At 59.0% G+C, this 14,144-nt stretch carries 16 protein-coding genes; 5 read left to right on the forward strand and 11 right to left on the reverse strand.

Going from position 1 to position 14,144, the window contains the following annotated elements:
- Window positions 1-32: 32 nt before the first annotated feature.
- Together H4Q31_RS03120 and H4Q31_RS03125 are read right to left on the reverse strand one after the other, a co-directional pair.
- Window positions 33-1,145, reverse strand: a complete 1,113-nt coding sequence (locus H4Q31_RS03120) for an AbrB family protein (protein ID WP_185177605.1) — start codon at window positions 1,143-1,145, stop codon at window positions 33-35.
- Window positions 1,142-1,864 (reverse strand): MBL fold metallo-hydrolase, encoded by a 723-nt coding sequence (locus H4Q31_RS03125; RefSeq protein WP_185177606.1) that lies wholly within the window; start codon window positions 1,862-1,864, stop codon window positions 1,142-1,144. Before H4Q31_RS03125 ends, H4Q31_RS03120 begins: the two co-directional genes overlap by 4 nt.
- Before the next feature lie 194 nt (window positions 1,865-2,058).
- Here H4Q31_RS03125 and H4Q31_RS03130 point away from each other — a divergent pair, with 194 nt between their 5' ends.
- Entirely contained in the window at window positions 2,059-2,943 is an 885-nt protein-coding gene (locus H4Q31_RS03130; RefSeq protein WP_185177607.1) for a TetR/AcrR family transcriptional regulator, read from the forward strand.
- A 119-nt stretch (window positions 2,944-3,062) separates the two neighbouring features.
- On the opposite strand, the gene H4Q31_RS03135 is transcribed toward H4Q31_RS03130, so the two are convergent.
- The 4 genes from H4Q31_RS03135 to H4Q31_RS03150 form a co-directional block, all read right to left on the reverse strand.
- The gene (locus H4Q31_RS03135) at window positions 3,063-4,334 is read right to left on the reverse strand and encodes an MFS transporter (protein ID WP_185177608.1); all 1,272 of its coding nucleotides are present in this window, start codon (window positions 4,332-4,334) and stop codon (window positions 3,063-3,065) included.
- A 148-nt stretch (window positions 4,335-4,482) separates the two neighbouring features.
- A complete protein-coding gene (locus tag H4Q31_RS03140) occupies window positions 4,483-4,911 on the reverse strand; it encodes a MarR family winged helix-turn-helix transcriptional regulator (RefSeq protein WP_185177609.1) in 429 nt (142 codons plus the stop codon).
- 63 nt (window positions 4,912-4,974) lie between these two features.
- Complete coding sequence (locus tag H4Q31_RS03145; RefSeq protein WP_185177610.1) at window positions 4,975-5,913, reverse strand: hypothetical protein; 939 nt, start codon at window positions 5,911-5,913, stop codon at window positions 4,975-4,977.
- 9 nt (window positions 5,914-5,922) lie between these two features.
- On the reverse strand, window positions 5,923-6,303 hold the full coding sequence (locus H4Q31_RS03150; RefSeq protein ID WP_185177611.1) for an MmcQ/YjbR family DNA-binding protein: 381 nt from the start codon (window positions 6,301-6,303) through the stop codon (window positions 5,923-5,925).
- Between the two features lie 184 nt (window positions 6,304-6,487).
- On the opposite strand from H4Q31_RS03150, the gene hmpA reads away from it, so the two are divergent.
- Window positions 6,488-7,723 (forward strand): NO-inducible flavohemoprotein, encoded by a 1,236-nt coding sequence (hmpA, locus tag H4Q31_RS03155; protein WP_342590980.1) that lies wholly within the window; start codon window positions 6,488-6,490, stop codon window positions 7,721-7,723.
- Here hmpA and H4Q31_RS03160 read toward each other — a convergent pair.
- Window positions 7,675-8,211 carry a Crp/Fnr family transcriptional regulator gene (locus H4Q31_RS03160; protein ID WP_185177613.1) on the reverse strand — a complete coding sequence of 179 codons (537 nt, stop codon included), beginning with the start codon at window positions 8,209-8,211 and terminating at the stop codon, window positions 7,675-7,677. The genes hmpA and H4Q31_RS03160 overlap by 49 nt on opposite strands.
- A 222-nt stretch (window positions 8,212-8,433) precedes the next feature.
- On the opposite strand from H4Q31_RS03160, the gene H4Q31_RS03165 reads away from it, so the two are divergent.
- Together H4Q31_RS03165 and H4Q31_RS03170 are read left to right on the forward strand one after the other, a co-directional pair.
- Complete coding sequence (locus H4Q31_RS03165; RefSeq protein ID WP_185177614.1) at window positions 8,434-9,516, forward strand: VanZ family protein; 1,083 nt, start codon at window positions 8,434-8,436, stop codon at window positions 9,514-9,516.
- Between the two features lie 239 nt (window positions 9,517-9,755).
- On the forward strand, window positions 9,756-10,184 hold the full coding sequence (locus tag H4Q31_RS03170; protein ID WP_245347507.1) for a hypothetical protein: 429 nt from the start codon (window positions 9,756-9,758) through the stop codon (window positions 10,182-10,184).
- 278 nt (window positions 10,185-10,462) lie between these two features.
- Here the strand turns inward: H4Q31_RS03170 and H4Q31_RS03175 are convergent, their stop codons facing one another.
- The gene (locus H4Q31_RS03175; RefSeq protein WP_185177616.1) at window positions 10,463-10,720 is read right to left on the reverse strand and encodes a catalase-related domain-containing protein; all 258 of its coding nucleotides are present in this window, start codon (window positions 10,718-10,720) and stop codon (window positions 10,463-10,465) included.
- 195 nt (window positions 10,721-10,915) lie between these two features.
- Between H4Q31_RS03175 and H4Q31_RS03180 the strand changes: the two genes are divergently transcribed.
- Window positions 10,916-11,344, forward strand: a complete 429-nt coding sequence (locus H4Q31_RS03180; protein WP_185177617.1) for a Fur family transcriptional regulator — start codon at window positions 10,916-10,918, stop codon at window positions 11,342-11,344.
- Between the two features lie 335 nt (window positions 11,345-11,679).
- Here the strand turns inward: H4Q31_RS03180 and H4Q31_RS03185 are convergent, their stop codons facing one another.
- The 3 genes from H4Q31_RS03185 to H4Q31_RS03195 all read right to left on the reverse strand — a co-directional run bounded on the left by H4Q31_RS03185 (window position 11,680) and on the right by H4Q31_RS03195 (window position 14,137).
- Window positions 11,680-12,822 carry a zinc-dependent alcohol dehydrogenase gene (locus H4Q31_RS03185; RefSeq protein WP_185177618.1) on the reverse strand — a complete coding sequence of 381 codons (1,143 nt, stop codon included), beginning with the start codon at window positions 12,820-12,822 and terminating at the stop codon, window positions 11,680-11,682.
- Window positions 12,823-12,912: 90 nt separating this feature from the next.
- On the reverse strand, window positions 12,913-13,359 hold the full coding sequence (locus H4Q31_RS03190) for a MarR family winged helix-turn-helix transcriptional regulator (protein WP_185177619.1): 447 nt from the start codon (window positions 13,357-13,359) through the stop codon (window positions 12,913-12,915).
- 178 nt (window positions 13,360-13,537) lie between these two features.
- The gene (locus tag H4Q31_RS03195; RefSeq protein ID WP_221626715.1) at window positions 13,538-14,137 is read right to left on the reverse strand and encodes a nitroreductase family protein; all 600 of its coding nucleotides are present in this window, start codon (window positions 14,135-14,137) and stop codon (window positions 13,538-13,540) included.
- Window positions 14,138-14,144: the final 7 nt, after the last annotated feature.

Here is a 14,144-nt window from a genome sequence, read left to right on the forward strand (position 1 = left end):
TACACCTCGGCCGCAGTCTCGACACCGCCGGCTTAGCTCTCGCCGACGGCCTCCTCGCCGGCGCTCTTCCGCGGGAGCAGCCGCTTGAACGCGAGCCTCAGCAGCGGAGGGACGACGAAGAAGATGAACCAGAGCCGGAAGATCTGATAGCAGCTGACGATCGCGAGATCGGCGTGGACTTCTCGGGCCATGAGGGCCATCTGGTCCATGCCGCCCGGCGCCATGCTGAGGAATGCCGTCGCGGGGGAGACGCTCCCGTGCAGCTGCGTGAGCAGCGCGCTTAGGCCGAGCGAGCCGCCGATCAGCACGAGGCCGCTCATGATTGTAAGCACGATCGTCCGCGTCTTGTTCTCCAGCCGCTCAGGCCGGAGGAGCAAGCCGACGTATGTGCCGATAAGCAGCTGCGAAGCGTCCAGTATGCCGGTCGGCAGCGCCGGTCCGTGTACGCCGGACAGGAAGAGCGCCGCGGTGGCGATCATCGGCCCGAGCAGGAACGCGGACGGGAACTTGATCTTCTGGGCCAGCAGGGCGACGGCGACGCAGACCGCGGCGAACAGCAGAATGTCCGGGAACAGGCCGCTCCACGCAGCGCCGGCGCCTGAGCTGGCGGCAGCCGCTGCGGTGTCCGCTTGATGGGTGCCGCCGAAGACCGGGCTGAAGATGAGCATCGGCACGCAGAAGATAATCATGAGCAGACGTGACACCTGCAGGAACGTCATGACCGTGACGTTGATGCCCGGCGTCTCCCCGGCCAGCAGAATCATTTGCGACAAGCCGCCGGGAATGCAGCCCATCAGCACGGTCGGATAAGACTGGCCGGACAGCTTGGCGACGCCTAACGCGATCAAGGCGCAGAACAGCAGCAGGAGCACGTTCATCAGCAGCATCGTCGGCAGCTGATGGCCCATCTCCCGCAGCGTCTCCATCGTGAACGCCGAGCCCATCGCGTAGCCGATGGCGATCATCGCCGAATTGCGCAGCCAACCCGGCCACAGCGGCCGGATCTTCGCCTTGGCCATCAGCCGGGAGCCGATCAGCGTGAACAGCATTGGGCCGAGCAGCCAAGGAAGCGGCGAGCGGATCAGCGTGAACAAGAATCCCCCCGCCAAGGATATGGCGAGGGTGATGAGGAAGCGGCGGATCACGATCGATCCGCCAGCTTGGCGATCTGTTCTTGGATGTGGCCTTGCACGAGGCCGCCGTGGTAGCAGATCACATTTTCAATATCATAGGCTTGGAACTTCTTCAGCGACTCCAGCGCTTGCTCCATGTTCGGCGTCACGGGCGGGTTCGGTCCCGACAGCTCGCCGTCCTTGGCCACCATGGCGTCGCCGGTGATCAGCGTCTTGCTTGGCTGATGGTACAGGCTGACGTGTCCGGGCGTATGTCCCGGCGTGTGGATGACGACCAGGCCGCCGGCGATCGGCAGCGTCTCGCCGTCCGCGAACGTGCGGTCCACGTTCGGACGCGACGGACGCAGGAAGGCCTGCTCGAACTGCTGGCGCGCGGCATCCGGCAGCTGCTGCAGGAACCCGGCCAGCCGCTCCGGCGTCATCTTGAGCATCGGCTCCGTGCCGTTGATGGCGCCTTCGTCGTCCGGATGCGCATAGACAGTCGGGGCTTCGGACGATTGGAAGTCCGGCAGTCCGCCGACGTGGTCAATATCCTGGTGCGTCAGCAGAATCGTCTTGAGCGGCAGATTACCGGCGCCGGCTTGCTTCGCCAGCTCCCGGATCGCCGGAGCGGAGCCGGGCATGCCCGTGTCGACGAGTGTCCAGGCGTCTTGATCGAGCAGAATGACCGGGTGAATCGTCATCGGTCCCAAGTTAAGGTCAAGCATGGCAATGTTGGCTGCAATTCGCATATGAACGCCGAGCCCCCTGTCCCCGCGCAGCGGCTTGAGGAGAAGACTCGGCTTACCTCCTTTGTAGGCAAGAATAAATATCTTATGAATCAGCGAAAACCAATGAGTTCAATATAAAACTTATGAGTTTTCGTGTCAATGGGAAGCGTTGACGTTCCTCACATCTCGTGTCAAGATAGGGTGGGGTGATCGCGGTGGAAGACGCTAGAAAAAACAAAATACTGGACACGGCCATCGAACTGTTCCGCGCGAAGGGCTACAGCTCTGCATCCATGCAAGATATCGCGGAAGCCTGCGGCATGGCCAAGGCCAGCATCTATAAATTTTTTGCCTCGAAGGAAGAATTATTCACCGCGGCGTTCGTCGCCTGCCATCAGACGCTGCTCGACCGGGCGGCCGCATTGGAACGGGAAGAAGCATGGCTGAACCTGTCCCCGAAGGAGAAGCTGCGGCGCAAGGTTGAGATTCAACTAGAGTATACGGTCGCCAATCACTTGTTCATGATCGACTTCAAGGAGCTGCCGATCGCAACCAACGAGCACTTCATCGCCGCGTGGAAAAGGAAGAAGGCTGCGCTGCACGCTTGGCGCCGCGAGCTGCTGATCGAAGCCTACGGCGATCCGATCGAGCCCTATGTGTGGGATGTTGTCGCCATCTTCCGCGGCATTCACCTTGAATATTTGTCCTTCGTTCAGCAGAAGGTAATCGCCTTGCCGATGGCGGAGCTCGCCGCCTTCATCGTCGATCGGATGGACGCCGTCATCAGCGACATGATTAGGACGCAGCCGAAGCCGGTCATCGAGCCGTACAATGCGTTCTATAGCTATTTGAATCCGAGCGATGCGCCGGCGCGGGAGGAGACGGTGCGCCGGCTGGTCGATCTGATGGACAAGCGGATCGGGGAACTGGCGAAGCCGGAAGACACGAAGAAGGAGCTTCAGCAAGTTGCAGCGATGCTGAGAGCGGAATGCGAGCGCGTGCCTTCGAATACGACCTTGATTCGGGTGTTAACCGCCTATTTGGACGGAGTTCCCGAATTGCGGTCCTATGTTCGCCAGTTGTACAATCTCTTGTCGTGAGTGGCATAAGTTTAGAGATTAACGGGCTCCCGCAATTAGCGGAGAGCCCGTTGCTGTTGCTAGTGTTGTTGGCGCAATTGCAGGCTCGCTATCATACCCGCGGGGCAGTCTCCGCCCGCTCAAGCATGGACTTGAGCGGCCGAACCGCCCTTCGGCGAGACGCGCATCGACAGCACGGCCGCGATGAAGCAGACGATGCCGGCGGCCATGAACGGCACGGTATAGGAGCCGAGGAATTGCCTCGTCAAGCCGGCGCTATAGGTGGCTGCGGACGCGCCGAGCTGGTGGAAGACGACGATCCAGCCGAAGATCATGCCGGCCCGCTGCTTGCCGAATTGCTGCGTAGCGAGCTTAACGGTAGGAGGGACGGTGGCGATCCAATCGAGCCCGTAGAAGACGCTGAACAGCGTCAGATTCAGCGGGCCTCCGCCGAGCGCGGTCGGCAGGTAGAGCAGCGACAATCCGCGAAGGCCGTAGTAGACGAAGAGCAGCTTGCGGCTGTCGAACCGGTCGGCCAACCAGCCGGAGAGCGTCGTGCCGACGAGATCGAAGACGCCCATCAGCGCCAGCAAGCTCGCCGCCGTCACTTCCGGGATGGCGTAATCGCCGCAGGCGGGAATGAGATGCGTGCCGATCAATCCGTTGGTCGAGAAGCCGCAGATAATGAACGAGACGGACAGCAGCCAGAACGTCTTGTTCTTCGTGCCGGCGGCAAGCGCCTGCAGCGGAGCGAGGAAGATATTGCCCCGGAACGGCTCGGGCTTCGCGCGGTCGTCTGTTCCATAAGGAGCGGCGCCGATGTCATAGGGATGATTGCGCATGAGAAGGGCTACGAGGATCATCAGCAGCACGAGCGCGCCGACGGCGGTATAGACGGCATTCCGCCAGCCGAATTCGACCGTAATCTTCGCCAGCAGCGGCAGGAACAGCAGCTGGCCGGTCGCGGCGCTGGCTGTGAGAATGCCGACGACAAGGCCTTTGTGCCGGACGAACCAATGGTTCGCGACCGTAACGCCGAGCACGTTCGCCATCATGCCGGTGCCGAACCCCGCGACGACGCCCCAGAGCAGATTGAATTGCCATAGCTCCGTCATCCACGGCGTGACCGACAGTCCCGCGGCGAGGACGGCGAGCGAGATGAGCGTCATGCGGCGGACGCCGAACCGTTCCAGCAGCGACGCGGAGAAGGGCCCAACCATGCCGTAGAGGAAGATGCCGATCGAGAGCACGCCCGAGATGCCGCCGCGGCTCCAGCCGAATTCGTCCTCGAACGGCTCCATGTAGAGGCTCGGCATCGAACGAATGCCGGCCGAGACGAGCAAGGTGAGGAAGGTGACGGCGATGACGACCCACCCGTAATACCATTTTCCGCGTGTGACAGAAGATTTCATGTTCCACTCTCCACAATATTTTAGTTGTACATGCAACTAATTGGCAAAGCGAATCCGCTCGATTCACTCCAAACTGAGCCGATGCCGGCCTGTGCGCTGTGCTGCGGATTCGTATGAATACAGTGCTGCTTGCTCAGCTGCTTTAGAATCAATGCTTGCGTTCCAGCGCATCGCTCGATTCCTCTAGCAGGGTGGTCAGATGGTCCGCGGCGTCTTTTCCCAGAACAGCCTCGTAACGCTCTTGCAGACGGTTGGATGCTTCGCGGAACGTCTCGACCATATCCGCGCCTCTGTCCGTCGGATAGACGAGAACCGTCTTGCCCTGAACCCTTCGCTCGACCATCTGCTTCATCTCCAGCTTGTCGACGAATCGCGTCAGCGTAGAAGGGGCGATCGCCAGCTTCTCGGCGAGCTCCTTCTGGGAGATGCCCGGAGAGGAGGCGACGAGCCGAGTTAGATAGGCATACATCGGACTGAACCCAGTCGATGCGAACTCTTCCTCAGCGATCTTAGTGATGAGGCGTCCCAATCGGTTCGTCGTGAAGAATAAGCAGTCGTGCAGGAAAGCTTCATCCAAGGCGGCTCGCCTCCTTCATTTATTTTGTATGTACAACAAATATATAATCGGTGCTGCTGGATGTCAATTCCTTTTTTTGATGGTTGTGTGCCGCCTGCGTACGGACAATCCTCTGCAATTAGCCGTTCTAACCGGCCGCAGCCCGGTTACACGCCCGCAGCGCGTGCGAAAGACTGCTGTAACCGGTCCAAGCCCGGTTACAGGCAGCGCACCTGCGCCTTCGGCAGCTGTAACCGGCCGCAGCCCGGTTACACGCCCGCAGCGCGTGCGAAAGACTGCTGTAACCGGTCCAAGCCCGGTTACACGCAGCGCACCCGCGCCTTCGGCAGCTGTAACCGGCCGCAGCCCGGTTACACGCCCGCAGCGCGTGCGAAAGATCGCTGTAACCGGTCTAAGCCCGGTTACACGCAGCGCACCCGCGCCTTCGGCAGCTCTAACCGGCCGCAGCCCGGTTACACGCCCGCAGCGCGTGCGAAAGATCGCTGTAACCGGTCCAAGCCCGGTTACACGCAGCGCACCCGCGCCTTCGGCAGCTCTAACCGGCCGCAGCCCGGTTACACGCCCGCAGCGCGTGCGAAAGATCGCTGTAACCGGTCCAAGCCCGGTTACATGCAGTGCACCCGCGCCTTCGGCAGCTCTAACCGGCCGCAGCCCGGTTACACGCAGCGCACCCGCGCCTTCGGCAGCTGTAACCGGCCGCAGCCCGGTTACACGCCCGCAGCGCGTGCGAAAGACTGCTGTAACCGGTCCAAGCCCGGTTACACGCAGCACCCCCGCGCCTTCGGCAGCTGTAACCGGTCGCAGCCCGGTTACACGCCCGCAGCGCGTGCGAAAGATCGCTGTAACCGGTCCAAGCCCTGTTACAGGCAGCGCACCCGCGCCTTCGGCAGCTCTAACCGGTCCAAGCCCGGTTACACGCAGCCCAAGCTTACCTAATCCGCGCTTCACCCCATTTACCAAGCTGTCCTCACTCGCCAAACCCGCCAGTCCATTCGCCGCCATGCAGCCTTGTCAATCCGCCAAGCCGCTAAGCTTCAGCGTGCCGATCTTCTCCCGCTCGGACTTGGTCATCTTGGCGACGACCAGGCGCAGCGACTCCTCGAGCATCTGGACGATGACCTCGTCCGGCACGGTTCCGTTCAGCATCACGGTGTTCCAGTGTTTCTTGTTCATATGATAGCCAGGCAAGACGCCGCCGGGATATGTATCTCGCAGCAGCCATGCTTCCTCCGGCGACGTCTTCAGGTTCACGCTCTCCGCTTCGCCTGCGCCGCCGAGCAGCGCGAACATTTTGTCCCCGACGTACAGCACCGGCATATTCGGATCGAACGGATAACGCAGGCTCGTTCCCGGATATTGAAGTCCTAATTCGATTAGACGCTGATGGTTCATAACGCGATCCTCCCCTCCTGATATCGAGGCGAACGAACAGTCTCTCGATGATATCTTACCTGATTCTACCATATCCTACTGTCACAAATCGTTGACGATTCGTGTGACTGTAATCACAAGGCGGCTTGCGGGGAAGTCTTATACTTGGCTCGTGCGATATTAGCAGATTACGAAAGCGAGGATAATGACGATGCTTAGACAAGAGACCATAGACATCATCAAATCGACTGTACCGGTGCTAGAGGTGCATGGGACGGCTATTACGAAGCACTTCTATCAGCGGATGTTTAAGCAGCACCCGGAGCTGCTGAATATTTTCAACCATGCGAATCAGAAGCAGGGCCGACAGCAGACCGCGCTGGCGAACGCCGTGCTGGCCGCGGCGCAGCATATCGATCGGCTCGGCGATATTCTTCCGGCGGTCCTCAAGATCGCCCACAAGCATCGCAGCCTCGGCATCAAGCCGGAGCATTATCCGATCGTCGGCGAGAACTTGCTGGCCTCGATCAAGGAAGTGCTCGGCGACGCGGCGACGGATGAGATTCTCGGTGCTTGGGCGGAAGCTTACGGCGTGATTGCGGATGCCTTCATCGGCGTCGAAGCGAATATGTATGCGGAGACTGAGCAGAAGACAGGCGGCTGGAAGGACTTCCGCAAGTTCCGCGTCGACCGGAAGGTGAAGGAGAGTGACGTGATCACGTCCTTCTACTTCGTGCCGGAAGACGGGGGAGCGATCGCGGATTTCGTGCCGGGCCAATATATCAGCCTGAAGCTGGAGATCCCCGGCGACGAATATACGCATATTCGCCAGTACAGCTTGTCTGATGCGCCTGGACAGCCGTATTACCGGATCTCCGTCAAGCGCGAAGGCGGCGATGCCAATCGTCCGGCCGGCAAGGTCAGCGTCTATCTGCACGATCAGGTGAAGGAAGGCGATACCCTGTTGATCTCGGCGCCAGCCGGCGACTTCGTGCTGGACCGGGAGGACCCGCGTCCGGTCGTGCTCATCAGCGGAGGCGTCGGCCTGACGCCGATGGTCAGCATGCTGAACACACTGGCTGCAGAGAAGCCGGACCGCTCGATCACCTTCGTCCATGCGGCGCGTAACGGCCAAGTGCATGCGATGAAGGAGCCTGTCGCGAAGCTCGCGGCTGCGAATCCGAACGTGAAGGCATACACGTGCTACAGCGCGCCGACAGAACAAGATACCGCTGCGCATGCCTACGACAAGAAAGGCTACATCGATGCCGCTTGGCTGAAGCAGATCTTGCCGACGACGGACGCGGTGTTCTACTTCTGCGGGCCGGTGCCGTTCATGCAATGCATCAACGCGGAGCTCAAGGCGCTCGGCGTGCCGGATGCGGATATCCGCTATGAATTCTTCGGCCCGGCGGCCGTCTTGGAAGCGGCGGCGGTCTGATTCCGAATCAGCCGGTTAACCGTCTCGCGGCGCAAGCCGATGAACTGTCCGATCTCGTCTTGCGTGAGCACCTCCGTAATGGAGGAGGGCGCGATGTAAGCATGGAACCATTCGTCGAACTTCCGGAGCTTGTCTGCCGGCGTCGCGGCGGTTAATTGGTCGATCCGCTGCTGCATCATCCGCAGCTTGTCCTGCAGCTTCTGCGCGATCATGCGGCACTTGGCCGCATCCTGCTCGAGGGAACGGTACCACGGCGCAGCAGGGAGCAGCTCCACCTCGCTGGTCATAAGCGCGACGGCGGTGCCGTGGCAGGGGCCTGGCGAGATGAGCGAGTGATGCGGAATGATCTCATCCGGCACGATGAGATTCATGAGGTGGAACGAGCCATCCTCCTGTGTGCGTACGATCTTGAGCAGGCCGCTCTTCAGATGATAGAGGGACCCGGCGTCCCCTTGGCGGAACAGAATTTCACCTTTATGCAGAATCATGACAGCATTCCCCAATAGCATTAAGATCGCGAAGACTCGCCTGCGGGCGGGTCTTCGTTCTATGGCGTTTAAGCTTATTATGAGGCATCTCCGACCGCATGGCAAAAGGGAGGGCCGTTCTCAAGCGATACGGATACGCACACCAGACGGGGGAAAAGGTAACAGGGCAACGATCACGCTTCGGATCGTCCCATTTCTTCGTCAGGCAGGTGCCTTCGCTTAATGCTGCAGTTTTACTTGTACCCGATCTCCTATGCCTTCCTCTCGTTCCCGTTGATCGCCGCGCTCTTCACCGTGCCGTTCTTGATCGTGCAGTATCGCCGCCATGGCTACCTGCATAAGTATCGGGCGCTCGTCCTCTACTTGCTGCTGCTCTATTTGATGAATGCGTACTGTCTAATCATCCTTCCGATGCCGCCGTCCGTTCACAACAGCCCGCCGAAGGCGGATGCGATATTTCAATGGGTGCCTCTGCGCTTCATTGCGGATATCTTGGGGGAGACCGGGGCCAGCGTCGATCAGCCGCTCACTTACTGGCGCGTGCTGACGGAACGGGCGCTGTGGCAGGAGCTGTTCAATGTGCTTCTCTTCGTTCCGTTCGGGCTGTTCCTGCGCCATTATTTCCGAACGGATTGGCGCAAGTGCCTCTACGGCTCCCTGGGACTGTCGCTCTTCTTCGAGCTCACGCAAGTCTCGGGGCTCTATGGCATCTTCGATTACCCTTATCGGCAGTTCGATGTGGACGATCTCCTGTCGAATACGGCGGGCGGGCTGCTTGGCTATCTCGTCGCGGAATGGTTCTCGGCACATCTTCCCCGCATCGACCGATTGGATGCGTTCGTGGATCTGTCGAAGCACCGGGTGAGCTACACGCGAAGAGGCGTGGCCTTCCTGATCGATTGGTGGATTCTAGCGCCTGTCGGCATCGCGCTGAAGATGTTGGGGTTCCCGTTCCCATACGCGGCCGAGATCTTCCTCTACTTCATGGTCATTCCCTGGCTGATGAACGGACAGACCTTCGGCAAGTGGGTGGTGCGAATTCGGCTTCAGGGCGAGAGCGGACGGGTTCGATTGCCTGAGTTGTTCGTCCGGTACGGGTTGCTCTATTGGCTGCTGGGCGGCCTGAACATGCTCTATTTGCGAATCGGAGCTATTCGGGAATCCGCCATTCTATTTATCCTATGTTCGCTCGTCTTGTTCCTCGTGAACGCGGCGTTCGCCCTGCATGCGATCCGCTGCTTCATCGACCGGAGAAGGAAGCTGTTCTACGAGTCGGTTAGCGGAACCGGCCATTCCATTACTTGAACGGGCGAGGGCCGAGAGGGCAGCTGCTGGATTTTTCTCATCGGAAGGGTTGGATGCATCAGGTGGAGAATATAGTAAGTAACATATTCGAATAACCGCCAACTTTTCTGCAAGCGCAATCATCCCTAATTTGAATCCGATGAGGTGATGTTGTGGGAACCCGGTTACTGTCTGAAAATCTTATTCGTAAGCGCTTTCCTCACATTCGCTATGTTCGTATCCACTCCGTCGGCAAACATATGGCCAACATCTACGCCTGGAACGATCAACTGCGACTGGAAGAGGAGGATCGGATCGCGCTGAAGCGGTTCGCCGCGACCGATCTGGCGCCTTACGTCTGCTTCAAGGTTAAGGAGTACTCGAAGGTGCAGGAGGAGGCGGTGCCGAGGGTTGATGATGTTCCCGACAACGTCCTGCGGGCAGCGATGAATCGAAGCCTCGACCTGCAGGGGATAGTCAGCGTCATGAACGAGATGTTCTCCAGCGGACGAATTGCCTTCAACGAATACAATCCGTGGTCGGGCCTGATCCATTGGAGCGTCAACACTCCGTCCGCTTTGACGGAGATCGAGAAGGAACTGATTCATCGCTACTTGTACGAACTGGTTCCGCTCGGCGCGACGTTCGAGATTCAGTACGATCAAGAGCGGGAGCATAGCAGCCGATAACTCGGTAGCAAATTGAAGCCCCGAGCCGCATTCAAGCGGTTCGGGGCTTCGTCGCGGTATCCGAAAAGCTCGCAGATGAAGCAGCTTCACGCCATAGCGGAAGCTGGTTCCGTTATTTCGAGGCTAGTACTTGCTCGTAGACGCATTAAAGGAACACCGTTCCGCTATTCGCCGCAATCTCACAAACAACTAACTAAGAAACGCCCAAATAACGGAACACCGTTCCGTTATCTTGCAGAGCTGACCTTCTATTCAGCCAATAATGGAACTGCGTTCCGCTAAAGTCGGGCCAGCTGCTCGAGATAAGGCTTGATATTGATCTGCAGCACATCGGCCAGCCGCTCCCCAAGCTCGGCGTCCGCCTGATAGTAGTTGCAGATAGCGAGCAGCTTCGTCATCTCTTCGGCCGATCGGAGGCCGGCCGCCAGGTCGTCTACGAACTCGGCCTTCTGCTCGTCGGAACCGCCGTTATACACGAGAGCCGCTTGGCTGAAGCCGTTCGCCTCGCCGCCTTGGTTGGTGGTGAATCCGTTCATTCGCATCATTCTCCCCTCGAATTCTAGAATAGTCGATTCTAATTCAATCAGCCGGAGCTTCTGTGTTGGAATTTTTTATGCATTTTAACTTTAAGCCGCGACTTTGTGATAGTCAATATTCTATAATAGTAATTATAAAATAAAGCGCTTGCACAACCGTTGTCCCATTATGCGTATGCGAGAGGGGTAAAGGTTATGAACCTGGACGAGCTGGTCGACTATATGAAGGAGCGCGGGCTGAGAATGACACCGCAGCGGATGGAGATTCTGAAGCTTCTGCTGTCGATGTCTCACCCGACGGCGGAGCAGCTCTTCGCGAGGATGCACGAGCAGTTCCCCTTCGTGAGCCAAGCGACCGTATATAATACGCTGAAGACGCTGAAGGAGCTTGGCATCGTAGAAGAGCTGGAGCGCGGCCAGCGGACGCACCGCTATGGGATGGCCAGCGGCAGCCATTGCCACTTCGTCTGCAAGGTGTGCGAAGAGATCTTCGACCTCGACGCGGAGGCGCCGGACTGGACGCGGAATCTGCCGGCCGAGCAAGGCGGCTTCCGGATCGACGACTGCCGCATGGAGCTGACCGGCGTCTGCCCGGGCTGCTTGGAGAAGGCTGGCGTCGTATAACGGCGGAGTCGGGAGTGAGCGGTAGACTGGGAGAGTGAACCTTATCGCTCTTGTGATTTATCTGTATGTACGCCTCAGATTATCCAGAAACTCAGTGTCTTGTGCCGAGATGTACGGTTTTTTCCAAGTTTTAAAATAGTTACTCGAATGAATGCCGCGAATAATGGAACCGTGTTCCTCTAATGCGTCTACGAGCAATATTTACGGCCAGATAACGGAATCGGCTTCCGCTGTCATGAAGCTGCATGAGCTGCGATCGGATCAGAGCAGCATCGAGACGTTCTCAACAGCTAGAGGCGCCCGCGAGGGCGCCTCTGCCATTCATCACAGCGCATTCAAGGCTTCAGCACAATCTTGATGCAGTCATCCGTCTTATCGTTGAAAATCTTATAGCCGTCCGCCGCATCCGCCAACGGCATCCGATGCGTGATGATGTCCGTCGGGTCGAATTCACCCGCCTTAATCTGCCGGAACAGCTCCGGCATGTAGTGGATGACCGGCGCTTGGCCGAGCTTCACGGTAATGTTGTGGGCGAACAAGTCCCCGAACGGGAACAGATTGTAATTCAAGCCGTAGACGCCGGTCACCTGAATCGTGCCGCCCTTGCGCACGACGTCGACTGCGATGCGGAATGCGCCGAGCCCGCCGCCTTGCAGCTTGAGCAGCGTCTCGATTTTCTCCGCGACCGTCTTGTCCGCATCCAGTCCCACGCAATCGATGACGACATCGGCGCCGCCCTTGGTAATCTCGCGCAGATGACCGATTAAGCCGTCGTGCTCCTTGAAGTTGAAGACCTCCACATGGTTGGTCCTGCGCGCATGCTCCAGCCGATAGCCCACATGGTCGACGGCGATGACGCGCTTCGCGCCCTTCTGCCATGCGAACTTCTGCGTCAGCAGCCCGACGGGCCCGCAGCCGAGCACGATCACCGTGTCGCCCGGCTTCACGCCCGCGTTGTCCACGCTCCAGTAGGCGGTGGGTACGATGTCGGACAAGAACAAGATTTGCTCATCCTCCAGCTCCGCGTCCTCCGGCACCTTGAATGGCACGAAGTTGCCATAAGGAACGCGAAGCAGTTCCGCCTGCCCTCCCGCATAACCGCCGAACGTCTCGGAATAGCCGAAGTAACCGCCTGTATTGCCTTCCAGGAACTCATTGGAGTTGTCGCACTGACTCTCCAGCTCGTGTGTGCAATACCAGCACTTCCCGCAGGAGACGTTGAACGGGATGATGACGCGGTCGCCCTTCTTGACGCGAGTCACCTCGGGGCCGGTCTCTTCGACGATGCCCATCGGCTCGTGGCCAATGACGAAGCCGTGAGGCATGTTCGGAATTTCCCCGTTATAGATATGCAGGTCCGAGCCGCAGATGGCGGTTGTCGTGATCCGGACGAGAACATCGTCGGGCTTGTCGATGGAAGGATCGGGCACATGACGAACTTGCATGTTCCTCATGCCTTGATAAGTAAGGGCTTGCACGGAATCACTCCTTTGCTAGCCCTAGTTTGCGCCTGCGATGCTATTCCATTCACGGCATGCGAACCGGAAGGCTCCCTCTCGAAAACGTTATTAGTAGCTCGCCTGCGCTTGCACGCCGAGCTTCTTCAGCAGCCGCGCCGCCGCGGCCTGCTCCTCCGGGGACAAGCCGGCTACGGCCTTGGCGATCGCCTGCGCGTGTCCGGGGAATACCTCTTCGATGAATGCCCGGCCTTCGTCCGTAATCTCGGCATAGATTGAACGCCGATCCTCGGTCGATGTCTTGCGGACGACGAATCGCTTCTGCTCCAGCTTGTCAACGACGTATGTAATATTGCCGCTGCTCATGAGCACCTTGCTGCCGATCTGCTGAATTGGCTGCGAGCCCTTGTGGTAGAGCAGCTCGAGAACCCCGAATTCGGTGCGATTCATGCCGAACCGCTTAATGTCTCGATCTGCATGGGCGTTCACCCATTGGCTAGCCCGGGAGAGCGTGATGTAGAGCTGAAGCGCCTGGTCTAGCTCGCTTGCGTTCGGCATCGAACGGCCACCTTTCTGCTTGCGGGAATGCAGTTGTTATCTTGAATTAAAGGTATGGGATCGAGAGCGCAAAGTCAACGGTACCGCGGGCGGTATCTAACGAATCTTGCTGCGCCGGCGCAAAGACGCCTCAGCCGACCGGGGTCGATTGAGGCGTCTTCAGATCCGCGAGAACAGCTTATTTGAACGGATGGCCGAACGTTCCTTCGAATAGAACTTCCTTCACGGGCACACGCGGAGATGGCACTTCACGCTCTTGGAGCCCTTGCGGAAGGCTCTCCTTCGGACCTGGATAGCCGAGGGCAACCAGCGCTTGAATCGCATATTCCTGCGGGATGCCGAGCGTCTCGCGCGCTTTGGCGAAGTCGAAGCCGGTCATGGCGTGAGTGGCGAGGCCTTGCTTCACCGCTTCGAGGGAGAGGATGCCCCACGCCGCTCCGGCGTCAAAAGCGTAAGACGGGAAATCGCCTTTGTCTGTCACCGTCTTGGATACGATGAGGATGAGAACCGGCGCTTGCGAACACCAGCCGAGGTTAAACTCTCCGATGAAGGAGAAGAACTTCTCGCGCTCCTCAGGCGTGCGGGCGACGATGAAGCGCCAAGGCTGCGCATTGAAGGCGGACGGCGCCCAATGGGCTGCTTCCAAGACGCTCAGCAGTGTCGTCTCCGGCACTTCCTTCTTCAGGAAAGCGCGAGTCGACCAGCGGTTGAGAACGGCTGGGTCAACCGGGTACTCCGCGCGGCGGGCTTGCGATACTTCGGGTGTGACAGAGCTCATGATGATG

The organism is Cohnella lubricantis (genome assembly GCF_014212015.1).
Lineage (GTDB): Bacteria > Bacillota > Bacilli > Paenibacillales > Paenibacillaceae > Cohnella > Cohnella lubricantis.

Coding starts and splice junctions, on each gene's coding strand:
- H4Q31_RS03190 (WP_185177619.1), bottom strand. CDS start 13,359: ATGCCGAACGCAAGCGAGCTAGACCAGGCGCTTCAGCTCTACATCACG.
- H4Q31_RS03125 (WP_185177606.1), bottom strand. CDS start 1,864: ATGCGAATTGCAGCCAACATTGCCATGCTTGACCTTAACTTGGGACCG.
- H4Q31_RS03150 (WP_185177611.1), bottom strand. CDS start 6,303: ATGAACCATCAGCGTCTAATCGAATTAGGACTTCAATATCCGGGAACG.
- H4Q31_RS03135 (WP_185177608.1), bottom strand. CDS start 4,334: ATGAAATCTTCTGTCACACGCGGAAAATGGTATTACGGGTGGGTCGTC.
- H4Q31_RS03175 (WP_185177616.1), bottom strand. CDS start 10,720: ATGAACGGATTCACCACCAACCAAGGCGGCGAGGCGAACGGCTTCAGC.
- H4Q31_RS03160 (WP_185177613.1), bottom strand. CDS start 8,211: ATGATTCTGCATAAAGGTGAAATTCTGTTCCGCCAAGGGGACGCCGGG.
- H4Q31_RS03180 (WP_185177617.1), top strand. CDS start 10,916: ATGAACCTGGACGAGCTGGTCGACTATATGAAGGAGCGCGGGCTGAGA.
- H4Q31_RS03145 (WP_185177610.1), bottom strand. CDS start 5,913: ATGGCGGCGAATGGACTGGCGGGTTTGGCGAGTGAGGACAGCTTGGTA.
- H4Q31_RS03165 (WP_185177614.1), top strand. CDS start 8,434: ATGCTGCAGTTTTACTTGTACCCGATCTCCTATGCCTTCCTCTCGTTC.
- H4Q31_RS03170 (WP_245347507.1), top strand. CDS start 9,756: ATGGCCAACATCTACGCCTGGAACGATCAACTGCGACTGGAAGAGGAG.
- hmpA (WP_342590980.1), top strand. CDS start 6,488: ATGACGATGCTTAGACAAGAGACCATAGACATCATCAAATCGACTGTA.
- H4Q31_RS03195 (WP_221626715.1), bottom strand. CDS start 14,137: ATGAGCTCTGTCACACCCGAAGTATCGCAAGCCCGCCGCGCGGAGTAC.